This is a genomic window from Paraburkholderia sartisoli (genome assembly GCF_900107685.1).
In the GTDB taxonomy this organism is placed as follows: Bacteria; Pseudomonadota; Gammaproteobacteria; order Burkholderiales; family Burkholderiaceae; genus Paraburkholderia; species Paraburkholderia sartisoli.
This window is the reverse complement of the sequence record NZ_FNRQ01000004.1, coordinates 43,492-68,007: the sequence shown is the minus strand read 5'-3', so window position 1 is coordinate 68,007 and position 24,516 is coordinate 43,492. Positions and strand designations below refer to the sequence as shown.

At 63.1% G+C, this 24,516-nt stretch carries 22 protein-coding genes and 1 pseudogene; 17 read left to right on the top strand and 6 right to left on the bottom strand.

All coding sequences use genetic code 11. From position 1 onward, the window contains the following. The 3 genes from BLV45_RS14160 (at position 1) to BLV45_RS27895 (ending at position 1,895) form a co-directional block, all read left to right on the top strand. A complete protein-coding gene (locus BLV45_RS14160) occupies positions 1-369 on the top strand; it encodes a nitrile hydratase accessory protein (RefSeq protein WP_090534013.1) in 369 nt (122 codons plus the stop codon). 66 nt (positions 370-435) lie between these two features. Then, the gene (locus BLV45_RS14155) at positions 436-1,218 is read left to right on the top strand and encodes an inositol monophosphatase family protein (protein ID WP_090534012.1); all 783 of its coding nucleotides are present in this window, start codon (positions 436-438) and stop codon (positions 1,216-1,218) included. Positions 1,219-1,493: 275 nt separating this feature from the next. Next, a complete protein-coding gene (locus BLV45_RS27895; protein WP_090534663.1) occupies positions 1,494-1,895 on the top strand; it encodes a hypothetical protein in 402 nt (133 codons plus the stop codon). A gap of 40 nt (positions 1,896-1,935) precedes the next feature. On the opposite strand, the gene BLV45_RS27070 is transcribed toward BLV45_RS27895, so the two are convergent. The 3 genes from BLV45_RS27070 to BLV45_RS14140 form a co-directional block, all read right to left on the bottom strand. After that, entirely contained in the window at positions 1,936-2,103 is a 168-nt protein-coding gene (locus BLV45_RS27070) for a YajG family lipoprotein (protein WP_143130426.1), read from the bottom strand. Positions 2,104-2,156: 53 nt separating this feature from the next. Beyond that, positions 2,157-3,329: a DUF4382 domain-containing protein gene (locus BLV45_RS14145; RefSeq protein ID WP_090534010.1), complete on the bottom strand. Its 1,173-nt coding sequence runs from the start codon at positions 3,327-3,329 to the stop codon at positions 2,157-2,159. A 511-nt stretch (positions 3,330-3,840) separates the two neighbouring features. Beyond that, positions 3,841-4,257, bottom strand: coding sequence for a succinylglutamate desuccinylase/aspartoacylase family protein (locus BLV45_RS14140; protein WP_176954164.1), 417 nt, complete (start codon positions 4,255-4,257; stop codon positions 3,841-3,843). A gap of 375 nt (positions 4,258-4,632) precedes the next feature. On the opposite strand from BLV45_RS14140, the gene BLV45_RS14135 reads away from it, so the two are divergent. Further along, a complete protein-coding gene (locus BLV45_RS14135; RefSeq protein ID WP_090534008.1) occupies positions 4,633-5,760 on the top strand; it encodes an aminotransferase class V-fold PLP-dependent enzyme in 1,128 nt (375 codons plus the stop codon). 577 nt (positions 5,761-6,337) lie between these two features. On the opposite strand, the pseudogene BLV45_RS27890 reads toward BLV45_RS14135, so the two are convergent. After that, positions 6,338-6,469, bottom strand: a pseudogene (locus BLV45_RS27890) (transporter substrate-binding domain-containing protein); the annotation flags it as partial. 297 nt (positions 6,470-6,766) lie between these two features. Between BLV45_RS27890 and BLV45_RS14125 the strand changes: the two are divergent. Both BLV45_RS14125 and BLV45_RS14120 read left to right on the top strand, forming a co-directional pair. Continuing rightward, a complete protein-coding gene (locus tag BLV45_RS14125) occupies positions 6,767-8,458 on the top strand; it encodes an FAD-dependent oxidoreductase (RefSeq protein ID WP_090534004.1) in 1,692 nt (563 codons plus the stop codon). 12 nt (positions 8,459-8,470) lie between these two features. Further along, positions 8,471-8,698, top strand: coding sequence for a DUF2783 domain-containing protein (locus BLV45_RS14120; RefSeq protein WP_090534002.1), 228 nt, complete (start codon positions 8,471-8,473; stop codon positions 8,696-8,698). Here BLV45_RS14120 and BLV45_RS28330 read toward each other — a convergent pair. Both BLV45_RS28330 and BLV45_RS28325 read right to left on the bottom strand, forming a co-directional pair. After that, entirely contained in the window at positions 8,695-9,540 is an 846-nt protein-coding gene (locus BLV45_RS28330; RefSeq protein ID WP_090534000.1) for an IclR family transcriptional regulator, read from the bottom strand. The two genes, BLV45_RS14120 and BLV45_RS28330, sit on opposite strands and share 4 nt — an antisense overlap. 21 nt (positions 9,541-9,561) lie before the next feature. Next, positions 9,562-10,413: an IclR family transcriptional regulator gene (locus tag BLV45_RS28325; protein WP_322788613.1), complete on the bottom strand. Its 852-nt coding sequence runs from the start codon at positions 10,411-10,413 to the stop codon at positions 9,562-9,564. 169 nt (positions 10,414-10,582) lie between these two features. On the opposite strand from BLV45_RS28325, the gene BLV45_RS14105 reads away from it, so the two are divergent. The 11 genes from BLV45_RS14105 to BLV45_RS14055 all read left to right on the top strand — a co-directional run bounded on the left by BLV45_RS14105 (position 10,583) and on the right by BLV45_RS14055 (position 24,492). Continuing rightward, positions 10,583-11,542 (top strand): MBL fold metallo-hydrolase, encoded by a 960-nt coding sequence (locus BLV45_RS14105; protein WP_090533996.1) that lies wholly within the window; start codon positions 10,583-10,585, stop codon positions 11,540-11,542. 567 nt (positions 11,543-12,109) lie between these two features. Beyond that, positions 12,110-13,324, top strand: coding sequence for a bacteriohopanetetrol glucosamine biosynthesis glycosyltransferase HpnI (hpnI, locus tag BLV45_RS14100; protein ID WP_090533994.1), 1,215 nt, complete (start codon positions 12,110-12,112; stop codon positions 13,322-13,324). Further along, positions 13,314-14,234 (top strand): hopanoid biosynthesis-associated protein HpnK, encoded by a 921-nt coding sequence (hpnK, locus tag BLV45_RS14095; RefSeq protein WP_090533991.1) that lies wholly within the window; start codon positions 13,314-13,316, stop codon positions 14,232-14,234. The genes hpnI and hpnK overlap by 11 nt, the downstream gene beginning before the upstream one ends. A 368-nt stretch (positions 14,235-14,602) precedes the next feature. Then, complete coding sequence (gene deoC / locus BLV45_RS14090; RefSeq protein ID WP_090533989.1) at positions 14,603-15,613, top strand: deoxyribose-phosphate aldolase; 1,011 nt, start codon at positions 14,603-14,605, stop codon at positions 15,611-15,613. Between the two features lie 16 nt (positions 15,614-15,629). Then, complete coding sequence (locus BLV45_RS14085) at positions 15,630-18,035, top strand: aldehyde dehydrogenase family protein (RefSeq protein WP_090533987.1); 2,406 nt, start codon at positions 15,630-15,632, stop codon at positions 18,033-18,035. A 58-nt stretch (positions 18,036-18,093) separates the two neighbouring features. Next, positions 18,094-18,606 (top strand): RbsD/FucU family protein, encoded by a 513-nt coding sequence (locus BLV45_RS14080; protein ID WP_090533984.1) that lies wholly within the window; start codon positions 18,094-18,096, stop codon positions 18,604-18,606. Continuing rightward, positions 18,603-19,565, top strand: a complete 963-nt coding sequence (rbsK, locus tag BLV45_RS14075) for a ribokinase (protein ID WP_090533982.1) — start codon at positions 18,603-18,605, stop codon at positions 19,563-19,565. Before BLV45_RS14080 ends, rbsK begins: the two co-directional genes overlap by 4 nt. Positions 19,566-19,623: 58 nt before the next feature. After that, positions 19,624-20,697 carry an ABC transporter permease gene (locus BLV45_RS14070; RefSeq protein WP_090533980.1) on the top strand — a complete coding sequence of 358 codons (1,074 nt, stop codon included), beginning with the start codon at positions 19,624-19,626 and terminating at the stop codon, positions 20,695-20,697. A gap of 104 nt (positions 20,698-20,801) precedes the next feature. Further along, entirely contained in the window at positions 20,802-21,806 is a 1,005-nt protein-coding gene (locus tag BLV45_RS14065; RefSeq protein WP_090533978.1) for an autoinducer 2 ABC transporter substrate-binding protein, read from the top strand. Between the two features lie 64 nt (positions 21,807-21,870). Next, the gene (locus tag BLV45_RS14060) at positions 21,871-23,421 is read left to right on the top strand and encodes a sugar ABC transporter ATP-binding protein (protein WP_090533976.1); all 1,551 of its coding nucleotides are present in this window, start codon (positions 21,871-21,873) and stop codon (positions 23,419-23,421) included. Between the two features lie 48 nt (positions 23,422-23,469). Beyond that, complete coding sequence (locus BLV45_RS14055) at positions 23,470-24,492, top strand: ABC transporter permease (protein WP_407671014.1); 1,023 nt, start codon at positions 23,470-23,472, stop codon at positions 24,490-24,492. The last annotated feature ends 24 nt before the right edge of the window (positions 24,493-24,516 follow it).

Sequence of the window (24,516 nt, the reverse complement as noted above, 5' to 3'; positions counted from 1 at the left end):
ATGAAAACCACTGAAACGGATCTGCACGAATTGCGCACGGCGCTGCCCGGATTGCCTTGCGGTGAAGAAGGCCCCGTATTCAACGCACCTTGGGAAGCACAGGCATTTGCCATGACGCTGGCCTTGCATGCAGGCGGCGCGTTCACGTGGAAGGAATGGGCGCACATGCTGCATGAAGCGATCCGCGACGCACAGTCTGCCGGCGACCCGGATCATGGCGACACGTATTACGCGCACTGGCTGACCGCGCTCGAACGCATCGCCACCGCCAAAGGTCTTGTGTCGAAAGGCGGCCTCATACAGCGCCGCGATGAATGGGACGCGGCGGCACGCCGTACACCGCATGGCCGGCCGATCGAACTCGGATGATGCATGCGCATGCGAAGCGCGACGGCTCCCCTGACCGTGCGTTGACAACACATTGGAGAATGAAGAATGACCGAGGTTGAAATGCATCTTCGTTTGCTGGCGGCTTGCGCGATTGCGCAGGAAGCCGGCTATCTCGTGCGAAGAAGATTCCTTGAGCGGGATGACGTACTGAACCTCAAATTCAAGGGTCCGCAGGACTATCTGACTGAAACCGATGCCGAGGTCGAAAAGCTGATCGCGCTGCGGCTTTCGCAGGCATTTCCCGACGATGGATTCTTTGGCGAGGAGGGCGGCGGTGCCTTCAGCGAAAGCGTGTGGATCGTCGATCCGATCGACGGCACCGCTGATTTCGCGCGTGGCATTGCGTACTTTTGCGTGTCGATCGCGTTCGTGCATCAGGGGCGCACACAGATCGGCGTGCTTTATGACCCGATGGCCGACGAACTGTTCGCCGCGCGCCGTGGTTGCGGCGCGACGTTGAATGGTCGCCCGATCAAGGTGAGCACAATCGACGATCCGCGCCAGTCTGTCGTCGAACTGGGCTGGTCGCCGCGGGCGTCGTTTGAAAACTATCTCAAGGTCGCGACGCGCCTGAACGATCTCGGCGCCGGCGTGAAGCGATGCGGCTCGGGCGCGCTGGGCCTCGCGTATGTGGCGGCGGGGCGTCAGGACGCGTATTGCGAACTGCACATCAACGCGTGGGATGCGGCCGCAGCCGTCCTGCTGATCGAGGAGGCCGGCGGCTGGACCAACGATTTCCTCACGCAGGCGTGCCTGCAGCACGGCAATCGCGTGATCGGCTGTACGCCGAAGCTGCGTGAGGTGCTGGAGGAAGCGATGCGGGTTTGATAAAGCGGGGACCGGCTTTCTGGTCGCAATCCTCAAACAATCAATCCAGAAAACGGGCGCAGATGGCCAACGTCTCGCGCCCGTTTTCTTTCTGGCGACAACCCCATCTGTCGGGTGAGTTTACCTGTTGACGATGACCGCAATCGGCCTGGGACACGATGCCTGATCCGTGGCGGCGAGACCACGCCACTTACAGTTGATTACAAGTGTTCGGGGTTGCCAGCCCGCGCCGTTCGTACAATCCAGGCATTCAGGTGGACTTTGGGAAGGTGAAAATGAAAACAGTGCAATGGATTGCCGCGAGCGTCGTGGCACTTGCTTCCGTGTCAGCCTTTGCGGCAGCGGGTGGCAATGGAGGCGGAAGCGGTGGAGGCGGCGGAGCGGGAGGCAACGGGGGCGCCGGACACGGTGGTCTGGGCGGCAACGCGGGCGGCATGTCGGCCGGGCATATGAGCAGCAAGGGCGCCAGCAACACCAACGGCTTCAATTCAGCCGACCGTGATGCTGGTCTTGCCCGCGCGGCGGATCGATCGGACACGCAGGCGGACCGTGCCGACGCGCAAACGAGCAAGAGTCTTCATGCGGCTCACACAGATCACGCGCGTTCACACTCGCATGCGCAGGTGAACACCAGGCTTCACCACAGCCAGCACACCGCAATCAGCCATTCGACTTGATGGAACACAGAGGGCGCCTGCGGGCGCCCTCTGTGTCTTCTTAGCAATTCCCCTTTTTCGCCTGTCCCGGCGGACAGAAACCGTTGCCCGGACCACCCTGGGGCTTGCCTTGCGGCACGACAACGACGCCCGGCGAATCAGGCACATACAGCGCACAGCCACTCAACAGGGCGGCACCTGCCGTCAGGAGACAGAAGATTTTTTTCATGAGGTTCTCCGGGGAAGGGCTTGCGCCCTTCATCCTTCATCGCGTAGTGATTGTTAGAAACTGAAGTTGACGTTGGCCTGACTGGTTGTCGATACATTGACTGCGGACGACTGGGTCGCACCGCTCATGCTATCGGCTTCTGCGGTGTACTGTCCGGCCGCGCTTGCGACCGGGGACAGCGCGACCGGCAAGCTCCCCGAATAAGTGCCGACCAGTGGTGCGGCGGCTGGCAGGTTCAGCGCGTAGGCTCCGGTATCCAGATTCGCATTCGCGCTGGTGATTTCGTAGTTGAGGCCGCTGATCGATTGCAGCGCCCGTACGATGGCCTGCGCGCTGACCGGCAGCACTGTCCCGCTTGCGACCTGCATGACGGATGCCGGCAGCACGATCGGTGCCGACGACGTGGCCACGACCGTCGATGTATTCACAACGACCGGCACGGAGCGCACGATACCCGTTGCAACGTTATTCTGCACGATGACGACATCATAGTTGCCGCTGGTTGAACTCTGCTCGAGCGGCGTCAGCACGAACTGTCCGTTGCTGTCGGCAACGGTGCCCTTGATGATGTGGCCGTTCTGCTCCGCATAGACAGCGGCCCCCGCTTCGGCAGGCGCAACGTAGCCGGAGATCGTGCCGCTCACGACTGTCGGCGTCGCGGTCACGACCGGCTTCAGACTGTACGAGCCGTTACCTTTCTGGACGATCGATTTGCACGCGTTGAAGTCGAGTACGAGATCGACCAGCGTATTCGGTTGCACCGTGAACGGCCGGATGATCTTGTAGCCGCTTTGCGTGGCACTTGGCGTGTCGAGCGCCTGCTCGCTGCCGCCGGTCGGAACAATCGAATTGGCCAGCGTGTTGCCCTGATTCTGCGCGAGCACCAGACGAACCTGCTGGTATTGGCCGGCGGGCAAAGCGGTTTGTCCGAGGTCGGCCAGCACGCCGTTGGTCAGCGACAGCAGATCGATCTTCTGCGGGCTCGACAATGCCACGTCAGTCCAGCCACCGTCAGTGTCGCCGGCCTGCGCGTTCGTGTTGACGCGAACCTTGCTGACCGTCACATAGACATGGTCGAAACCGCATGACGGGGAGTCCGTCATCTGGACACGGAGCGTGCCCGTGCCCGTGGAGGTGCTGCCGCCATCGCCACCGCCGCCTCCACATGCGGCAAGTGCGAGTGGAAACACCAGCACGCACGCCAGCGTTTTGAGCATCGTTTTCATGGCGAATCCTCCTTCATTGTTGTGTGCTGAAGAATACGGAAACGCCCTGTAAGCAGATCGAGCAAATTGCAACGATCCGTAACCTGAATGCTTAATATCTTCTGTCATGCCACGAGAAACTCTGGCCGCCAGTTTGCATGCGATGCGATGTATATCTCTGGGATAAAGGGCGCGCAGCTTTAGTGAGGCGATTGATAACCGGCCCAGTTGTAAATCCGCGGCATTGGTACCCGGGTTGTAGTAGCGCTTCGTTACATAACAAGAACGGACGTTGCGAGGGAAGCCATGGGCACGTTATTCGACCTCGAAATCGCACGTCTTGCGAGGGGGATGGGCGCGTCAATGATCGGGGCCTCGCGGGACCGATTCTGCCGGGCGCCTGGTGGCTTGCTCCGACTTCGTGCGGCTATTCCTGGGTCGGCGTCGGCGGCGACTATCTGACGTCCGGTGAGCTCGCACCAAAGCGGCCGTTCAAGCAGATCAGCCACGTAGCCGCTGACCTCAATCGAGACTAAGGCTCAAGCAACGCTCCGGATCGAAGCGATACCGTTCCCACGATCCTGGCGATAATTTCCCCGCGTGGCACAAAGCGAATCAGCGTCCGGGAAGCGACGATCCCATCGGTTTTAGTGCGAATTGCAATTGCCGATCCGAGCGGGTCGTCCGCGCCCGGATCGACGATTTCTGCGATGACTGTGCCACGTGAGACATGTTCGCCGAGGGGCACCTTGTAGTTGACGATTCCGCCTCGCGGTGCGGTGAGGAGGTCTGTCGCGGCGAGGCTTGTGGCCTCGCATAATGACTCTGGAAGTGCCCCGGGATCGCCGGCGACTGCGCCTCTACGCCTCAGGAATTTGAGCAGTGCATCTGCGTCACCAGACGCGAACTCCTCGGCGACGTCACCTTGTCCGCGCAATTCCAGCGTCACGGAGTGGCAGCCGATCGGGATTGGAAACAGATGGCCCAGTTCTTTTCGAACGAGTTCCCACGTTCCCGTAAACAGATCGGTCGACGCTTACGAACCAGGGACGTTTCTGCGTCGTTTTATTGCAGCTACTGTTCGGTCTTCATGGCACACTCCCACAAGAAAGATGGGAGTTTCATTTTTTGACCACGCTCCAGCGAAGGTTCACAATCGTGCCGATTGTTGCCACTGGAGCATTCCCAGCCGGCGTGGCTCGACGTCGGGTCCATACCGAAACTTGCTGGATTGGTAACGGGGCCTTCCGGCCGATGCCGTTGCAGGTGGCTTTCGTTAGAATCTGTTTTCGATTCCTTTATTCGTCTATTACCGGAGGCGAACGTGCCAGGCTTACTTCCTCATGTCGACCGCGAGGGACTCCTCGAATATTCAGTCGTTTACACCGACCGATCAATCAATCATATGTCGCAGCTCTTTCAAGGCGTCGTACGCGATATTTCCGGTGCGCTGAAAAAGGTCTACAACGCGAAGTCGGCGGTTATCGTTCCGGGCAGCGGGACTTTCGGCATGGAAGCCGTCGCCCGGCAGTTCGCGACAGGCAGGAAGTGTCTGGTCATCCGTAATGGCTGGTTCAGTTTCCGCTGGTCGCAGATTTTCGACATGGGCGGCATTCCGTCTGAATCGATGGTGTTGAAGGCGCGTCCGGTCGAACCAGGAAGGCAGGCCGCCTATGCCCCTGCTCCGATCGAAGAAGTGGTCGCCGCGATCAGGGAGAACAAGCCGGATCTGGTCTTTGCACCGCATGTCGAAACTGCATCCGGGATAATGCTGCCTGATGCTTGGTTGCGTGCCGTGTCCGACGCTGTTCACGCCGTCGGCGGCATGTTCGTACTGGATTGCATCGCCTCGGGTACGATCTGGGTGGACATGCAGGCCAGTGGCGTCGATGTCCTGATCAGCGCGCCGCAAAAGGGATGGAGCGCGTCACCCTGCTGCGCACTGGTCATGCTCAGCCCTCTCGCCCGCGAAAGAATCGACGTAACAACCAGCACCAGTTTCGCTTGCGATCTTCGCAAATGGCTGCAGGTCATGGAAGCCTACGAGACCGGCGGGTTCGCGTACCACGCCACGATGCCCACGGACAGTCTCGCGACGCTGCGCGACGTCATGAAGGAAACCGGGGCATATGGCTTCGACAAAGTGAGAGCGGAGCAGGTTGAACTCGGCAAGCGCGTTCGCTCACTCCTGAGTGACAAAGGTTTCAAAAGCGTGGCGGCCGAAGGTTTTGAGGCTCCGGGTGTCGTGGTCAGCTACACGGACGATGACGGCATACGATCCGGCAAGAAATTCGCCGATGCCGGCTTGCAGATCGCAGCCGGCGTTCCCCTTCAATGCGACGAGCCTGAAGACTTCAAGACCTTCCGCGTCGGATTATTTGGCCTCGACAAACTACATGACGTCGAAGGCGCGGTCGCCAGACTCTCCAAGGCGTTGGACAGTATTCTTTAGAGCGCTTTTCCGGTGCATGTGCGCGTGGCTCGCCCTCGCAACCGCGTCGACAGGAGGGCCCTGGAACCTGCCGGAATAGCGATGCGCACGCTTCGGCCTTTGCCGACATTCGACCGGTCCGGGTTCTACGTTGGCAATCTGGCGGATTGTCGACAGTGGCGGCAATGAGCAGCTGGACGGCGGCTTCCTGAATTTGCGGACTCACACTTCCGACCCGCAACAGCCCTTCGATGCTGTCGGAAGGAGACATTGGAGATTAGCCGTAAGCGATAGTTTCCCCCGCCTGGCGTGCTCGGTTCGAGAGGATCAAGCTTGAGTCCGCAATCACTCATGTAGGATCGAGGCTAAAGTCCAGGCGTGTTGCATTGATAAACCGGGAAGAAAAATGATCCGTTTCAGCTTTCTCTTCGCTACCTTACCCCCGCACGCTCGAAGATAGCCCCTCTCAGCCAGGAACGACCGGATCAATCTCATTTCGGGTCAAGCCAAATCGTAACGTGCGACGCCGGTGATCATCTGAACCGAGGTACGTACGCAGTTGCTGGTTGAACGCATCAAGCAACGCGTGGCTACCTTGGTAATTGATCTTCGTAACGCCAATCGCCCGAAGAATCGTTTCAGCCAATTCGATGTCTGCGCCGGTCGCCGACTGGTTCGCATCTGTCCAGCCGAATGGCGGCTCTTCAATGTATGCAATCGTTAGCATCATCACCAGTTCCTCGCAGAATGCTCCAGCCTGCGTTGTCAACGACTGATCGACACTGGCCGTTCAGTGCCTCGGGTCAACAATCATGCCACGCGGTGACTGTCATCGCACAAGCAGAAACCGTGGTGACCCGCAGACAGTCCAGCCAACGCGCGCTAACGGCCAACGTCTCGCGCCCGTTTTTCCCTCGGGGTAAACACAGATTCACGTATAACAAAACATTTATACAATGACTAAAAATTAGCGAAAGGCAACGCCGTTTGCCATGGACTAATCAGCATGACCGCAACCGGAGACGCCATGCCGACGAACGATCAGCCCCAGCGCTTCGCCTATGCGCGCGCCGCGGATCACGATGCGGCCACGCCGGCGCTCTATCCTGTGGTCGTCGTCGGCGCGGGTCCGGTGGGTCTCACCGTCGCCATCGATCTTGCCCAGCAGGGTGTGCGCACGGTGCTCGTCGACAGCGACGACACGCTGTCCAGCGGTTCACGCGCGATCTGTTTCGCGAAGCGCACGCTCGAAGTGTTCGATCGTCTCGGTTGCAGCGAGAGCATGATCGAGAAGGGCGTCAGATGGAATGTCGGCAAGGTGTTCCTTCAGGACGAGCTCGTCTACACGTTCGACCTGCTGCCGGAAACCGGCCATGCGCGCCCCGCGTTCATCAACCTCCAGCAGTACTACGTCGAAAGCTATCTGGCTGAACGCGCGATGCAGATGGACAATCTGCAGATGCGCTGGAAAAGCACGGTCACAGGATTGACCCAGCACGACGGTTATGTCGAACTGCAGGTCGAAACGCCGGACGGCGTCTACCCGTTGCGTGCGCGGTACGTCATCGCGGCCGATGGTTCGCGTAGCACGGTGCGTCGCTGCATGGGACTCGACAGCCACGGCCGGACGTTCAAGGACCGCTTTCTGATCGCCGACGTGAAAATGAAGGCGTCGTTCCCAAGCGAGCGCTGGTTCTGGTTCGACCCGCCGTTCCATCGTAACCAGTCGGTGCTGCTGCATCGCCAGCCGGACAACGTCTGGCGCATCGATTTCCAGCTTGGATGGGACGCCGATCCGGTCGCGGAAAAACAGCCCGAGCGCGTGATTCCGCGCGTGAAGGCCCTGCTGGGCGACGATGCCGAATTCGAACTGGAATGGGTCAGTGTCTATACGTTTTCGTGTCAGCGCATGGACAGCTTCCGGCACGGCCGCGTGCTGTTCGCGGGCGATTCCGCGCATGGCGTCTCGCCGTTCGGCGCGCGCGGCGCGAATAGCGGCGTGCAGGATGCCGACAACCTCGCGTGGAAACTGCGGCTCGTCGTGAATGGCGACGCGCCGCCCGCGCTGCTCGACACGTATGCGTCCGAACGCGAATACGCCGCCGACGAGAACATCCTCCACTCGACACGCGCCACCGATTTCATCACGCCGAAGAGCGCGATATCGCGCACGTTCCGCGACGCGACGTTAAAGCTCGCGAAAGACTGTCCGTTCGCGCGGCGTGTCGTGAATAGCGGAAGACTGTCGGTGCCCACGGTGCTGCGTGCTTCGCCGCTGAACACACCCGACGAAACCGCTGACGCGTTTTCCTGCGCGATGGTGCCGGGCGCGGCATGCACGGATGCCCCCGTGAAGGTGGCGGGCCGCGACGCGTGGTTTTTGCAGCAGACGGGCGGGGCGGTGTTCACAGGCATCTATTTCCACGATCCTGCCGAAGACGTCGCCGCATGCGCCGCGCGACTCGCGGCGTTGACGACGCTGTCTTTACCCGTGCGCGTGCTGATCGTGGTTTCGCGCGGAACGCCGTTGAAAGGTGCTGCGATGCCGTCGGGCATCATCGTCGTTGAAGACGTCGAAGGTATCGTCAACGCGCGCTTCGATGCCCGCGCGGCTACGTTCTATCTGCTGCGTCCCGACCAGCACGTGTGCGCGCGCTGGCGCGCGCTCGATCCGGCGTTGGTGAAGGCCGCGCTCGATCGCGCGACGTGCAACGCCTGAAGGATCACGACCATGAACCGGTTGAACACTGAACTGAATCTCGCAGACCCGGATGCGTTCTACGAAAAACTCATCGAAACGCACAACGGGCTCACCGAAGAAGAAAGCCACATGCTAAACGCGAAGCTCGTGCTGCTGCTCGCGAATCATATCGGCGATGCGGACGTGCTGGGCGAAGCGCTCGCGATGGCGCGTGCTGGTGTTGGCGGCGGCGATACCGCTGCAACGGCCGCGGTTTAGCGTTCGCTCACCCACCCGAACCGCCACGACAGGCGTTGCGTTGCCGCGAGCAGTTGCCTCGCGGTTTCGCCGTGAAGGCCGCGCCCGAAATCGCCCGACGAACCGATCAGCGCGATCACCAGACGGATGCTTCCCGTGTGATCGAACACCGGAGCGGCGAGCGTCCCGATGCCGGGCACGGGTGCATCGAACGCGTCGTCGATGCCGGCTTCGCGTATTTGCGCGAGACGCGAACGGTAGGCCGGCCGCAACGTCGCGCTGCCTTTTTTCGACGGCGCAAGCGCCTCGGCCGGATCGGCGCCGGCGAGGCGAATGGATTCCTGCGCGAGCAGGCCGACGAGCACGTCTTCCGAAACATGCGCGGCAAAGACGCGCCCGATTGCCGTGTTGACGAGCGACATCACCGTGCCGACGCGCAGGCTCACGTGCTGCGGCTGCGACGATTCTTCCAGACGAATCACGGTGGGACCGAGCGGCCCCAGCGTGGCCGCCGCGACGCTCATCCCCGAGCCGGCGGCGAGCGTTGCGATTTCTGTTTCGGCTTCGCGCATCGGCGAAAGACGTTGCAACGCGATCAGCCCCAGTTCGAGGCCAAGCGGCCCCGGGCTGAAAAACCCCGCATCGTCGCGGCTTAGCAAGCCGATCTTGAGCAGGCTGACGAGGTGAGGAAACGCTTTGGCGGCGGGCATGCCGGCGTCGGCGGCGAGGTCGCGCAACGACAGCGGCCGGCCTGCCGCGACGAGCGCGAGCAGCAGTTCGCCGGTGTTGTCGAGCGCGCTGATCCCGCGCTGTGCCCGGGTATCGCCGGAGATCGGAAGGGAGAGGGACTCGTCTGGGGTCATGAGGCGCTTGCTGGAATGGATTCAGGCACGGTTCGCGAGCGCATCCGTGACGCGTTGCGACGCATCGCGCAACGCGCGCGCCACGGGGCCGTCCCAGTCGACATCGATCGAGCCCGATGGGCCGATCACCGTTAGCGCGAGCTGCATGCGGCGCTCCGCATCGAACACCGGCACGCTCAGGCTACTGATGCCTGGGCTTGGCGCATCGATGCCGCGCTCCATTCCGCGCGCGCGGATGTCGTCGAGGCGCGCGCGTAAAGGTGCGTTGAATGCGGGCGCGAGGCCCGTCTTCGCATTGCGCGCGTCCTTCGTGCGATCAGGGGGACGTGTCTGGCTCCGCCACATGGCCGCGACCTGCGAGGGCGAGAAAAACGCGCAGAACACGCGCCCCGTCGACGTCGCTTCGAGTGACATCACGGTGCCGATGTGAAGATTGACGTGTAGCGGAGATCCACCACGTTCATATCGCACGATGGTCGGCCCCTGCGTGCCCGCGACGCAAACAGCGACGCTATAGCCGAAGGCCTCGGCGAGCGCCGCCGCCTGCGGCACGGCCACGTGATAGGCAGGCTGCTGCTCGATATGCAGAAGCCCAAGTCGCAACGCAAGCGGGCCTGGTTCGTAACTGCCGGTCAGCGGGTCGCGCTTGACGAGACCGAGCCGCGTCAGGCTCACGAGATACGTGTACGCCTGCGCCGCCGAAAGCTGTGCCGCGCCCGCAAGCTCACTCAGACCAAGCGGCGCGCGATGACGCGCCAGCGCATCGAGCAGACGGCCGCCCACTTCGACGCTCTGGATGCCGCGCTGTTTTTTTGCGGCGGATGCGTCGTCGGAAGGGCTCTCGATGTCTCCGGTCTTTGAAGGCCTGGTCAATTTGAATGTCTCGTACTGGAACGACAGCATGGTATCCGATCGCGTCACGCGAACCCTGTGATCGTCGTTTACCCGAGGTTATCTGTTAGCAAATAGATTTGCCATTGACGAATTATCACGCCAGGCCGACCATGCTTCATCCCCTCACCAGGCGGCAATGGAGACAGACATGGCAAAGGCATTCGCATCGCAGGCGGACCTCGAAGAAAAAAAGATCACGTTCACGCAGCTTTCCGATAACGCGTATGCGTACACCGCTGAGGGCGATCCGAATTCCGGCGTGATCATCGGTGACGACGGCGTGCTGATCGTCGACACCACGGCCACGCCTGCGATGGCGCAGGACCTCATCGCGAAGATCCGTAGCGTGACCGACAAGCCGATCAAATACGTCGTGCTGTCGCACTACCACGCGGTGCGCGTGCTCGGCGCGTCGGCCTATTTCGCGGAAGGTGCGCAGCAGGTTATCGCGAGCCGCGGCACGTACGAGATGATCGTCGAGCGCGGCGAGCAGGACATGAAGTCGGAGATCGAGCGCTTTCCGCGTCTCTTCGCGGGTGTTGAAACCGTGCCTGGCCTTACGTGGCCCACGCTCGTCTTCGACAGGGAAATCACCCTGTGGCTCGGCAAGCTGGAAGTGAAGATCGCGCACCTGGGCGCGGGTCATACGAAGGGCGACACGGTCGTGTGGCTGCCCTCGCAGAAGGTGCTGTTCTCGGGCGACCTCGTCGAATACGACGCGGCGTGCTATTGCGGCGATGCGCAACTCGAGCAGTGGCCCGCCACACTTGAAGCGTTGCGCGCGCTCGGTGCCGAAAAGCTCGTGCCCGGTCGCGGCCCGGCGCTGCTTTCGCCGGCGGATGTTCACAAAGGCATCGATTACACGCGGGATTTCGTGACCACGCTGCTCAAGGCCGGTCGCGAAGCGTACGCGCAAAAGCTCGACCTGAAGGGGGCGATGGCGCTTACGCGCAAATCAATGGATCCGAAGTTCGGGCACGTGTTCATCTATGAGCATTGCCTGCCGTTCGACGTCTCGCGTGCCTTCGATGAAGCGGGCGGCGTGACGCATCCGCGCATCTGGACCGCGCAGCGCGACAAGGAAATGTGGTCCGCACTGCAGGACTGATTCCGCTGTAATAGCCGCGCGAAGGACGATGCGTTTGTCCGCCTGTCCTTTGCGCACGCGTATCAATCCGTCCGCTGCGCTTTTTTTATGAGGAATGCCGGTTCAGCGGCAAGGTCGTGAGAGCCTTGAGACCGCCGCCGCCGCCGTCGCGCGCGGACGGTTCCAGCGAAGCAACCAAAGCGCTGCATCAGCAGAAGCTCGCCGCACGACGTGCGGTTCCCGCAGACACGCAGGGAAGGTGAAGGGCAGATTGACGAAGGGCTTACGGATTGTCCGGGTGTTTCCGACGTGAGGCCGACAGCATGAGTGCGCCCCTCCTTAAGATTTCCTTCAGGATGCGTCGCTACTATCGCTCCTTGAACGACCGGCATGGCGCGTCTTCTCGTATCGAAACGCGCTGTGCAACCGGTCACACACCGCGACACCAACACACGTACACGTATGAAAGGCACGGCTGGATTCCGTCGTGCGTATCACGAGCCCATGCCAATGAATCCGGTCAATGTCGACAAGATGTGTGTCAGTCGGGGACTTTCCATTTCTTTCATACGCTAGCGGAATCAGACGATGGCGGCTCATGCGTTGTCTGCACTGCTCTGGATGCTGCTAGCCGGCTGTTGCGCGGCGTCGTTATACGCGGTGCTTGCCGCGTTCGCCATGCCGCTTTTCCCGCGGCATCATTCTGCTAACGGTCATCACGCAGCCCGGCTGCCCGCCACCACTGGTATCAGTGTTCTCAAGCCGTTGTGTGGGGCGGAGCCGCGTCTCTACGAGAATCTCACGACGTTCTGCAAGCAGCGTCATGAACGTTTCCAGCTCGTGCTGGGCGTATCGTCACCGGACGATCCCGCTGTCTCCGTGGTGCGGCGCCTGCAGGCCGCGTGGCCCGCGCACGATATCGAACTCGTGGTGGACGGACGCGTGCATGGCAGCAACCGCAAGGTCAGCAATCTGATCAACATGGCGGAGCACGCCCGATATGAAGTGATCGTCATCGCGGACAGCGACATCGCCGTCCAGCCCGATTATCTCGACCGGGTTGCGGCACCGCTCACCGATCGACACGTCGGTGTGGTCACGTGCCTGTATGTTGCGCAGGGCATCGGTGGATTCTGGCCGCGTGTCGGCGCGCTCTTTGTCAACGAATGGTTTGCGCCGTCCGTGCGTGTTGCGCATGCAACGGGTTCGCGGCGCTTCGGCTTTGGCGCAACGCTGGCGTTGCGTCGCTCGACGCTCGAACGCATCGGCGGCTTTGGTGCGCTGCGCAACTGCCTCGCCGACGACTACTGGCTCGCCGAGCACGTCCGCGCGCTCGGGTTGCGCACCGTGCTCTCGCGTGTGATGGTCACCACCGACGTCATCGAGCCGACGCTGGCGACGCTATGGCAACGCGAGACCCGCTGGCTGCGGACGATCCGCTCGGTGCGGCCACACGGCTTCGCGTTCCTGTTCATTACGTTCACCTCGCCCTGGCTGATGCTCGCCGCGGGCATGGCCTGGGGACTTGAAGCCGCAACGGGCGGCGCGCACGGTCCGGCCGTGCTGGCGAGCGAGGTCTGCATCATCGCTGGCGGCGTCGCGCGCGTGCTCCTGCACTGGCGCAGCGCACGCCACGCGCGGACGTTCTGGCGCGATCTTGCACTGACGCCCCTGCGCGACACGTTGCTGGCCGTACAATGGTTCGCGGCCGCGTTCGGTTCGCATGTCATGTGGCGTGGCGCCCGCGTGCCACTGGAGGTATCGGTGGAGCGGGATGGCATGGAGGCACCGGATGGCGGTTGAGGCGCGGCAAATAACGTCGTCACGCAATGCGCGGGTTCAGGCGGCCGGCGTTAAGGGCGAGCTTAAGGCGACACGCGCGCTGATTGTTACCGCAGACGACTTCGGCTTGCATGAGCGTGTCAACCTGGCTGTCGAATGGGCGCATGAGCGCGGCGTTCTGACGGCCGCGAGCCTGATGGTCGGCGCACCCGCGGCGCGCGATGCCGTGGAACGGGCGCGGGCGTTGCCGGATTTGCGCGTCGGCCTGCATCTGGTGCTGGCCGATGGCGCCGCACTCGCGCCGCGTGCGCATATCCCCGCGCTGGTCGATCATGAAGGCCGCTTCGGCAATAACATGGTGCTCGACGGCGTGCGGTTTTTCCTGCTGCCGCATGTGCGCAAGCAGCTCGCGCGCGAAATTCGCGCGCAGTTCGACGCGTTCGAAAAGACCGGTCTGACGCTCGATCACGTCAACACACACAAGCATTTTCATCTGCATCCCACCGTGCTGCAGCTGATTCTGGAAATCGGGCGCGACTATGGCATGCGCGCGATGCGTCTGCCTTACGAGGTCAGCACGAAGCCGGATGCACGGGCCGGCGCGCCGCTCTGGTTGAAGCCCTGGATCGCACACGTATGCCGTCAACTCGATCAGGCCGGCATCGCTCATAACGACTATGTCGTGGGCATCGCCGGATCGGGCCGGATGGACGAAGCGACATGGCTTGCGGCGTTAGCCGGTTTGCCCGAAGGTGTCGGCGAAATCTATTGTCATCCCGCCACGGCCGGCGAGGGTGCCTTGAGTGACGGCATGCGCGACTATCGTCACGCAGACGAACTCCATGCGCTGCTTTCGCCTCGTGTTGCCGCCGCGCTACACGCGTCCGGTGCGAAGTCCGGCGGCTTTGGCGACGTGTTTCCCGCGCGCTGATTCGCCATCGCCTCGACGACACCCTGGCCGCACAGGTGTTGCGAGCCAGTTGCCTTGAGCATTCCCCCAGGCGATTTCCATCGCTGATCCCCGATTCCTGATCCCAGACCCTATCTACGGCCGTCACGCCCCTTCGTCGCGAGCGGCGAAATCCCCGTCTTTGTCGCGCGATCAGGTGCATACGGTGTTGTGACCTTCGCACCATCGATCTGACTGACCAATAACATTCAAGGCATCCGGCAATCCATGTGCAATGAAAATGTCACGATTGACTCGTCATGCTTGTTAGAATCATATCACTCGATGTAGCATAGACCCGAACGGCCCATCGGCTTTTTGCTGTGCATTGCACCAATTCCGGATGTCTCATGCCTGAAGCTCCTTCTTCGTCTTCCACGGTCATCGCGCTACGCGGTGGGCCGCTTGTTCATCCTGTGCGCAACCCGGGTACACCATTCGACGCGTCATGGCTCGACGGCCTGCGCGTGAACCAGTCGGCGGTCGAGCGGCGCACGGGCACGCTGGCCACGCGCCGCACCGTCAAGAAAGACGCCCAGGCGGCCTGGCTGCTGAAGGCAGTGACCTGCATCGACCTCACCACGTTGAACGGCGACGATACCGAGGGCCGCGTCAGGCGTCTGTGCGCGAAGGCGCGGCAACCCGTGCGCGCCGACATTCTCGAAGCGCTCGGCATCGCGCCGCGAGTCGTCACGACCGGCGCGGTGTGTGTCTATCACCGCTTCGTCGCGGCCGCCGTCGATGCGCTCAAGGGCAGCGACATTCCGGTTGCCGCTGTTTCCACGGGCTTTCCTGCCGGGCTGATTCCGCATCCGCTCAAGCTGAAGGAAATCGAGGCTTCGGTGGCGGACGGCGCGATGGAAATCGATATCGTCGTCACGCGCGAACACGTGCTCACCGGCAACTGGCAGGCGCTTTACGACGAGGTGCGCGATTTCCGCGAGGCCTGCGGCCCGGCGCATCTGAAGGCGATTCTCGCCACCGGCGACATCCGCACGCTGTCGAACGTCGCGCGCGCGTCGATGGTCTGCATGATGGCGGGCGCCGATTTCATCAAGACGTCGACCGGCAAGGAGGGCGTGAACGCGACGCTCGACGTGTCGCTCGTGATGGTCCGCATGATCCGCGAATACCAGGAGCGCACGGGCGTGCTGATCGGTTTCAAGCCGGCGGGTGGTGTGTCCAGCGCGAAGTCCGTGCTGTCGTACCAGATCCTGATGAAAGAAGAACTGGGCCGCGCGTGGCTCGAACCGGAGCTGTTCCGTATCGGCGCATCGAGCCTGCTGGCGGATATCGAACGTCAGCTCGAACATCATGTGAGCGGCCGTTATTCCGCTTTCAACCGTCACCCTGTAGCCTGAATTCAAGACCGATCCCATGAGCGTAGCCGAGTATTTTTCTTCGATGGAGTACGGTCCCGCACCCGAGGACGATCAGTCCGTGCGCGCATGGCTCGCGCAGCACGAGGCGAGCTTTGGGCACTTCATCGCTGGCGCGTGGCATGCGCCGGCCAGCGGTGAGCGGTTCGTTTCGCATGCGCCCGCGACCGGCGAGCGTCTCGCCGATATCGCCCAGGGCGACGTTGCCGATGTCGACGCGGCCGTCGCCGCCGCGCGCGCCGCGCAGCCGGCCTGGTTCGCGCTGGGCGGCGCCGGACGCGCGCGCCATCTGTATGCGCTCGCGCGCATGGTCCAGCGCCATAGCCGGCTGTTCGCGGTGCTCGAAGCGCTCGACAACGGCAAGCCGATCCGCGAAACACGCGACATCGACGTGCCGCTCGTCGCGCGCCATTTCCTGCATCACGCCGGCTGGGCGCAGTTGCAGGACACCGAGTTCCGCGATTACGCGCCGCTCGGTGTCGTCGGCCAGATCGTGCCGTGGAATTTTCCGCTGCTGATGCTCGCATGGAAGATCGCGCCCGCGATCGCCACGGGTAACTGCGTGGTGCTGAAGCCGGCCGAATACACGCCGCTTACCGCACTGCTGTTCGCCGAACTCGCGCATCGTGCCGGGTTGCCCGCGGGCGTGCTGAACGTTGTTACCGGCGATGGCAACACGGGCGCCGCGCTCGTCGCGCATCCGGACGTCGACAAGATCGCGTTCACGGGTTCGACAGAAGTCGGCCGGTTGATCCGCTCGGTGACGGCGGGCTCGGGCAAGTCGCTGACGCTCGAACTCGGCGGCAAGTCGCCGTTCATCGTATTCGACGACGCGGATATCGACGGCGCGGTGGAAGGCGTGGTCGACGCGATCTGGTTCAACCAGGGGCAGGTTTGCTGCGCGGGCTCGCGTCTGCTCGTGCAGGAAGGCATCGAGGCGCGTTTCATCGCGAAGCTTAAGCGCCGGATGGAAACGCTGCGCGTCGGCAACTCGCTCGACAAGAGCATCGACATGGGCGCGATTGTCGATCCGGTCCAGCTGGAGCGCATCCATTCACTGGTGGAAGCCGGCAGGCGCGAAGGCTGCGCGGTCTGGCAATCGCCCGATGCGACGATGCCGGCAAGCGGCTGCTTTTATCCACCGACGCTGGTCACCGGCGTCTCGCCCGCTTCGACGCTCGCGCAGGAAGAAATCTTCGGCCCGGTGCTGATCACGATGAGCTTTCGCACGCCCGACGAGGCCATCGCGCTCGCGAACAACTCGCGCTACGGGCTCGCCGCCAGCGTGTGGAGCGAGACGATCGGGCGCGCGCTCGATATCGCGCCGCGTCTTGCATGTGGCGTGGTGTGGGTCAACGCGACGAATCTGTTCGATGCGGCGGTCGGCTTCGGCGGCTATCGCGAGTCGGGCTATGGCCGCGAAGGCGGACGTGAGGGCATTTACGAATATCTGAAGCCGCGCGCGTGGCTCAAGCTGGCGGATCGTGTGCCGGTGCCGGTGCCGGTGCCGGTGTCTGCTGCGGCAGGCGCGGCGAAGCGCAGCGAGCCTTCGAACGTCGCGTTGATCGACCGTACGGCGAAGCTCTTTATCGGTGGCAGGCAGGTGCGTCCGGATAGTGGCTATTCGCTGCCGGTGTACGCGCCCGATGGCACGCTGGCAGGCGAAGTGGGCGAGGGCAACCGCAAGGACATCCGTAATGCCGTGGAAGCGGCACGCGCGGCGCACAAATGGTCGCAGGCCAGCACGCACAATCGCGCGCAGGTGTTGTATTACCTCGCCGAGAATCTCGCGGTACGCGCCGACGAATTCGCGCGCCAGCTCGTCGTGCGCAACGGCGCGAAGGAAGCGGCGGCCCGTGCCGAAGTCGAGGCATCGGTGTCGCGGCTTCTCACGTATGCGGCGTGGGCCGACAAGTTCGATGGCGCGGTGCATACGCCGCCGCTGCGCGGCGTCGCGCTCGCCATGCATGAGCCGCTCGGTGTGATCGGCATTGCCTGCCCGGACGAAGCGCCGCTGCTCGGTTTCGTTTCGCTGGTGGCGCCGGCGCTCGCGATGGGCAACCGGGTTGTCGTGTTGCCGGGTGAGAGATGTCCGCTTGCCGTCACCGATTTCTATCAGGTGGCGGAAACGTCGGATGTGCCGGGCGGCGTGCTGAACATCGTCACGGGCGAGCGCGGCGCGTTGCTGCCGGCGCTCGCGAAACACGACGATGTCGATGCGCTCTGGTGTTTTGGCAGTGCCTCGGATTCGACGCTGGTCGAACGCGAGTCGATTGGCAACCTGAAGCGCACGTTTGTCGACCATGGGCGCCAGTTCGACTGGCACGACCGGTCGAGCGAGGGCTTGCCGTTCCTGCGCCAGGCGGTGCAGGTGAAGAACATCTGGATACCCTACGGTGACTGACTGAATGTCTGACTGCCGGTAACGAATTGCACGCCAACCAGAAAATGGAGGAGACAACGTGCTGAAGAATCTGGACCCGCTGTTGAACGCCGACGTGCTCTACGCATTGAGCGCGATGGGCCATGGCGACGAACTCGTCATTTGCGACGCGAATTTCCCGGCCGACTCCGTTGCACGTGCAACGGTCACCGGCAAGCTGCTGCGTCTTGACGGCGTCGATGCGGCGCGCGCGATTCGCGCGGTGCTGTCGGTGATGCCACTTGACACCTTCGTCGACGATCCGGCGCTGCGCATGGAAGTCGTCGGCGAGCCGGATACGATTCCCGCCGTGCAGCGCGAGGCGCAGGCCGAAGTGAACAGGGCGGAAGGACGCGACCTGCCGTTCGCTTCGATCGAACGTTTCGCGTTTTATGAGCGGGCGCGGCACGCGTACTGCGTGATCGCGACCGGCGAACAGCGAGGCTATGGATGCTTCGTGTTCAAGAAAGGCGTGCTCCTCGCGGCGGACGCCCCGAAGGAAGTCCCCTTGGGGGGCGCCCCGAAGGAAGTCCCTCAAGGGGATCGCACATGAGCGCACCCCAGGAACGCAACGGGCGCGTCGTCATCCTCGGCATCTATGTGACCGACCTGACGTTTCGCGCGGAGCGCATGCCGCTGATCGGCGAAACGATCGCGGGCTCCGCATTCGCGATGGGGCCCGGCGGCAAGGGTTCGAACCAGGCCGTCGCCGCCGCGCGCGCGGGCGCGCAGGTCGTGTTCTGCACCCGCATCGGCGACGACGCGTTCGGTTCGATCGCGCGCGCGACATGGAACGCCGAAGGCATCATCGCGCGCGCGACGGTGCTCAACGGCGTCTCGACAGGCGCGGCCCATATCTTTGTCGACGACACCACCGGCAAGAACGCGATCATCGTCGCGTCTGGCGCGGCCGGCACGATGAATGCCGCCGACGTCGACGCGATCGAGGCCGACATCGCCGCGGCGCGCGTGTTCGTCACGCAGCTCGAGCAGCCGCTGCCCGCCGCGCGACGCGGGCTGGAAGTGGCGCGCAAGCACGGCGTGACCACGGTGTTCAATCCGGCGCCCGCGTTGCCGCTCGACGACGACATTTTCCCGCTGTGCGACTACATCACCCCGAATGAAACGGAAGCCACGGCGCTCACCGGCGTGCCGATCGCGAACGCCGACGACGCACGACGCGCCGCCGACGTGCTGCTCGCCAAAGGCGTCGGCACGGTGATCGTCACGCTGGGCGAAGGTGGCGCGCTGCTGCATTCGGCAACGCAATCGGTGCTGGTGCCCGCATATCACTGCGGTCGCGTGGTCGAGACGGCCGGCGCCGGGGACGGCTTCACGGGCGGTTTTGCAGCCGCGCTTGCGCGTGGCGAAGAGCCGATCGCGGCAATGCGCTTCGGTTGCGCGCTGGCGGGCATTTCCGTCACGCGTGCCGGCACGGCGCCCTCGATGCCGACGCTCGACGAAGTGAATCAGGTTCTCCGGCAACCGGCGCCATCGCCATCGTATTCATAGTGCTATACGTCGCCGGCCGCGTGGCTGGCTGTGCAGTCTGAAGGAGTTCGTCATCACCATGAAGTCCTCGTTTGCCAATGGAAAGCTGTTCGCCGACCGGCAACTGAATTTTCTGCTGATCGTCAACGTGCTCGTCGTGCTGGTCGCGACGTGGTTGTCGCATGGACAGTTCGTCGACATCGACAACCTGCAGTCGATGGGCGGCCAGTTGCCCGAACTCGGCCTGCTCGCGCTCGGCATCATGCTTTCGATGGTGTCCGGCAACGGCGGGATCGATCTGTCGGGCGTCGGGCTCGCGAACCTGTCGGGCATGGTCGCCGCGATGGTCGTTCCGCAGTACGTCAACGGCGATAACTCGCCGGTGCTCTATACGTCGCTCTTCTGTGTGATCGTCGTCGTGATGGGGCTGCTTGGCGGCCTGCTGAACGGCATCGTCATCGCGCGGCTCAATCTCACGCCGATTCTCTGCACGCTTGGCACGCAACTGCTGTTCACCGGCATTGCCGTGGTGCTCAGCAACGGCGCATCGGTGCCTGTCGACTATGTCGACCCGCTGTCGGCGATCGGCAACGGTACGGTGTTTCAGGTGCCGATCGCGTTCTGCATCTTCATCGCGGCTATCGTCGTGCTGGGCTGGCTGCTCAGGCGCAGCCCGTTCGGCCTGCGCCTGTACCTGATGGGCACGAATCCGAAAGCGGCGTTTTATGCGGGCATTCCGCGTGTGCGCATGCTGGTCACGACCTACGCGATGTGCGGCGTGCTCGCCTCGCTGGCCGGGCTGATCAGCGCCACGCACACGTCCAGCGCGAAATGGGACTACGGCAATTCGTATCTGCTGATTGCCATCCTGATCGCCGTGATGGGCGGTGTGAATCCCGCGGGCGGCTATGGACGCATCATCTGCGTGTTCTTCGCCGCGACCGTGCTGCAGTTTCTGTCGAGCCTGTTCAACCTGCTCGGCGTGTCCCAGTTTTTTGGCGATTGCGCGTGGGGTTTCCTGCTGCTGCTTTCGCTCGCTTTCGCGGGCGGCGAGCGGGTGCGCGCGATCTTTGGATTCGGCGGTACGGGGGGCAATCCGGCCGCGAGCGGCTCCGTTCGCCCGGGCAGTTCAGATTCCGCACCCGGGCGTTAGCGAAGGCACCCGCGCCAGAAGGTTTTCAGTACGCGGCGGACATCGGGCCCTGACTGTCCGCGACCGTGATCAGGGGCGAAATCGAACGATAAAGGAGACATCGCATGAAACTGACTCGACTGGGTGCCGCGATCGCAGCAGGCGTCCTGACGGTGGGCGTCGTTGCAGCGGCGCAGGCGGCAACTGACGAGACGATCGTCACGGTCGTCAAAGTGACGGGGATCAACTGGTTCAACCGGATGGACGACGGCGTCAAGGAGTTCGCGAAGGACAACCCCGGCGTGAAGGCGTATCAGACCGGCCCGGGCCGCGCCGACGCCGCGCAGCAGCTGAAGATCATCGAAGACCTGATCGCGAAGAAAGTGACCGCGATCGCGGTCGTGCCGTACGATCCGCCGACGCTGGAACCGGCGCTGAAAAAGGCGATGGATCGCGGCATCAAGGTGGTCACGCATGAGGCGGACAACGAGAAGAACACGATGGTCGACGTCGAGGCCTTCGACAACACCGCATACGGCGCGGCGCTGAACGAACGCCTCGCGTCGTGCATGCACGGCGAAGGCAAGTGGGCCGTGCTGGTCGGCTCGCTCGGCAGCCGCTCGCAGGTGCAGTGGGCGGACGGCGGCATCGGCAACGCGAAAGCGAAGTATCCGAAGATGAATCTGGTCGAGCCGAAACTCGAAACCAACAACGACGGCGAGCGCGCGTACGAAGTCGCGAAGGAAGTGCTGCGCAAGCATCCGGACCTGAAGGGCTTCCAGGGCTCGTCGTCGCTCGACGTGATCGGCATTGGCCGCGCCGTCGAGGAAGCCGGCCTGCAGGGCAAGATCTGCGTGTACGGCACGGGGCTGCCGGCCGAAGCGGGCAAGTACCTCGAAAGCGGTGCGATCAACGGCATCGCGTTCTGGGATCCGAAGCTCGCGGGCATCGCGATGAACAAGATCGCGAAGATGCTGATCGACGGCAAGACGGTTGAGAACGGCGCCGACCTCGGCCTTCCGGGCTACACGAAGGTCACGGTCTCGAAGGGTCCGGGCAAGGGCATCATCGTGCGCGGCCAGGGCTGGGTGAACGTCGACAAGTCGAACTACAAGCAGTATCCGTTCTGACCGGTGTCTCATGGCGTGCCCGGGCGGGCACGCCATCCAACCCGCGACTCACTGGCTTGCCATCATGAATCAAGACGTATCGACACCGCGGTCTTCACCGTCGCAACCGTTTCTGGAAGTGCGCGGCGTACACAAGCGTTTCACAGGCGTGCATGCGTTGCGCGGCGTGAACCTTTCGTTCGAGCGCGGCCAGATCTATCACCTGCTCGGCGAAAACGGCTGCGGCAAGAGCACGCTCATCAAGATCATCTCCGGCGCGCAGCCGCCCGACGAAGGCGAACTGGTGATCGAAGGCGTGCGGCACGCGCGGCTCTCGGCGCTCGAATCGCTCGCGGCGGGGATCGAAACGGTGTATCAGGACCTGTCGCTGCTGCCGAACATGAGCGTCGCCGAAAACGTCGCGCTCACGTCCGAGCTCGCCGAACACGGCGGCCGGCTCGCCCGCACGTTCGACCGGCGCGCGCTCGCGCGAACCGCCGCACGCGCGCTCGAAGCGGTCGGGTTACCCGGCACGGCGGAATTTCAGGCAACGCTCATTGAGCAGTTGCCACTTGCGACACGTCAGCTCGTCGCGATCGCCCGCGCGATCGCGAGCGAAGCGAAGTTCGTGATCATGGACGAACCGACGACGTCGCTCACGCAAAAGGAAGTCGACAACCTGATCGCCGTGCTCGCGAATCTGCGCGCGCAGGGCGTGACGGTGCTTTTCGTCAGCCACAAGCTGGACGAGTGCTACGCGATTGGCGGCGAAGTGATCGTGCTGCGCGACGGCCAGAAAATGGCGCAAGGTCCGATCGCGCAGTACACGAAGGCGCAGATCAGCGAGCTGATGACGGGCCGCCATCTGTCGAACGAACGTTATCGTGAAGGCAGCCTCGGGCAGGACGTCGTGCTCGACGTGCGCGGTTTCACGCGCGCGGGCCAGTTCAGCGACGTTTCGTTCACGCTGCACGCGGGCGAAATACTCGGCATCACCGGGCTGCTCGACTCGGGCCGCAATGAGCTCGCGCGTGCGCTGGCGGGCGTCGCGCCCGCGCAGTCGGGGCAGGTCGTGCTCGACGGCAAGCCTGTCACGTTGCGCACGCCATCGGATGCAAAAAATCACCGGATCGGCTATGTGCCGGAAGACCGCCTGAACGAAGGGCTCTTTCTCGACAAGCCGATTCGCGACAACGTGATCACCGCGATGATTTCGAGCCTGCGCGACCGCTTCGGCCAGATCGACCGGGTGCGCGCGCAGACACTGGCCGAACAGACCGTGAAGGATCTGCAGATCGCGACGCCTGGCGTCGACAAGCCGGTGCAGTCGCTTTCCGGCGGCAACCAGCAACGCGTGCTGATCGGCCGCTGGCTTGCGATCGATCCGCGCGTGCTGATCCTGCACGGACCGACAGTCGGCGTCGATGTCGGATCGAAGGACATCATCTACCGCATCATGCAGCGGCTCTCGCAGCGCGGCATCGGTATTGTCCTCATCAGCGACGACCTGCCCGAACTGCTGCAGAACTGCGACCGCATCCTGATGATGAAGAAGGGACGCGTCGCGAACGAGTACAAGGCCGACGCGCTGAGCGAAGCCGACCTGTATCACGCGCTGCTTTCGGAAGCGGCCTAGCTGGAACCCGAGGACGTCACCCGCATGAATTTCCGTGTTAATCAGACCATGACCACCCCAACCCTCGTCGAAATCGCACCCAAGGTCAAGCCGCCCAGCGTGCGCGCGAAGCTCGCGCGCAATCCGGAGTGGTTCACCGTCGCGCTGATCGTGGTGACCTGTTTGATCGTCGGTGCGATCAATCCGCGCTTCTTCCAGCTCGCGACGCTGTTCGACCTGCTGCATTCGGCGACGACGATGTCGCTCTTCGCGCTGGGCACGCTCGTCGTGCTGGCATCGGGCGGCATCGACGTGTCGTTCACCGCGATCGCCGCGCTGACGATGTACGGCATCACCAAGGCCGTGTTCGCGTGGTGGCCCGACGCGCCGTTTGCGCTGATCCTGATCACGGGGGCGCTGGGCGGCGTCGTGCTCGGCATCGTCAACGGGCTGCTGGTTTACCGGCTGAAGGCGCCGTCGCTGATCGTCACGATCGGCACGCAGTATCTGTTTCGCGGTCTGCTGCTGACGTTCATCGGCACATCGTTCTTCATGAACATTCCGCACAGCATGGACCGGTTCGGCCGCATTCCGCTGTTCTTCTATCACACGAGCGAGGGCCTGCGTGCCGTGTTGCCGGTATCGGTGCTGGCGCTCGTCGTGGCCGCGATCGTCACGTGGTGGCTGCTCAACCGGACGATGATGGGACGTGGCGTGTATGCGATGGGCGGCAGTCTCGCGATTGCCGAACGGCTTGGATACAACCTGCGCGCGATCCATCTGTTCGTGTTCGGCTATACGGGCATGCTCGCCGGTGTCGCGGGCATCCTGCATGTGTCGAACAACCGTCTTGCGAATCCGTTCGATCTGGTCGGCTCGGAACTCGACGTGATCGCCGCGGTGATCCTGGGTGGTGCGCGCATCACGGGCGGCACCGGGACGGTGGCGGGGACGCTGCTGGGTGTGGCGCTGGTGACGCTGATCAACAGCGTGCTCATTCTGACCGGCGTGCCGAGCACCTGGCAGAAGGTGATCATCGGTGCGTTCATTCTGGTGGCTGGCACGCTCTTCGCACTGCAACGCAAGAGCTGAGCGCTCCTGCCGACGCGGCTTGCC

Bases quoted from the DNA above. Each gene is read 5' to 3' on its own strand.
- BLV45_RS14160 (WP_090534013.1), top strand. From the start codon at position 1: ATGAAAACCACTGAAACGGATCTGCACGAATTGCGCACGGCGCTGCCC.
- BLV45_RS14155 (WP_090534012.1), top strand. From the start codon at position 436: ATGACCGAGGTTGAAATGCATCTTCGTTTGCTGGCGGCTTGCGCGATT.
- BLV45_RS27895 (WP_090534663.1), top strand. From the start codon at position 1,494: ATGAAAACAGTGCAATGGATTGCCGCGAGCGTCGTGGCACTTGCTTCC.
- BLV45_RS27070 (WP_143130426.1), bottom strand. From the start codon at position 2,103: ATGAAAAAAATCTTCTGTCTCCTGACGGCAGGTGCCGCCCTGTTGAGT.
- BLV45_RS14145 (WP_090534010.1), bottom strand. From the start codon at position 3,329: ATGAAAACGATGCTCAAAACGCTGGCGTGCGTGCTGGTGTTTCCACTC.
- BLV45_RS14125 (WP_090534004.1), top strand. From the start codon at position 6,767: ATGCCGACGAACGATCAGCCCCAGCGCTTCGCCTATGCGCGCGCCGCG.
- BLV45_RS14120 (WP_090534002.1), top strand. From the start codon at position 8,471: ATGAACCGGTTGAACACTGAACTGAATCTCGCAGACCCGGATGCGTTC.
- BLV45_RS28330 (WP_090534000.1), bottom strand. From the start codon at position 9,540: ATGACCCCAGACGAGTCCCTCTCCCTTCCGATCTCCGGCGATACCCGG.
- BLV45_RS14105 (WP_090533996.1), top strand. From the start codon at position 10,583: ATGGCAAAGGCATTCGCATCGCAGGCGGACCTCGAAGAAAAAAAGATC.
- hpnI (WP_090533994.1), top strand. From the start codon at position 12,110: ATGGCGGCTCATGCGTTGTCTGCACTGCTCTGGATGCTGCTAGCCGGC.
- hpnK (WP_090533991.1), top strand. From the start codon at position 13,314: ATGGCGGTTGAGGCGCGGCAAATAACGTCGTCACGCAATGCGCGGGTT.
- deoC (WP_090533989.1), top strand. From the start codon at position 14,603: ATGCCTGAAGCTCCTTCTTCGTCTTCCACGGTCATCGCGCTACGCGGT.
- BLV45_RS14085 (WP_090533987.1), top strand. From the start codon at position 15,630: ATGAGCGTAGCCGAGTATTTTTCTTCGATGGAGTACGGTCCCGCACCC.
- rbsK (WP_090533982.1), top strand. From the start codon at position 18,603: ATGAGCGCACCCCAGGAACGCAACGGGCGCGTCGTCATCCTCGGCATC.
- BLV45_RS14070 (WP_090533980.1), top strand. From the start codon at position 19,624: ATGAAGTCCTCGTTTGCCAATGGAAAGCTGTTCGCCGACCGGCAACTG.
- BLV45_RS14065 (WP_090533978.1), top strand. From the start codon at position 20,802: ATGAAACTGACTCGACTGGGTGCCGCGATCGCAGCAGGCGTCCTGACG.
- BLV45_RS14060 (WP_090533976.1), top strand. From the start codon at position 21,871: ATGAATCAAGACGTATCGACACCGCGGTCTTCACCGTCGCAACCGTTT.
- BLV45_RS14055 (WP_407671014.1), top strand. From the start codon at position 23,470: ATGACCACCCCAACCCTCGTCGAAATCGCACCCAAGGTCAAGCCGCCC.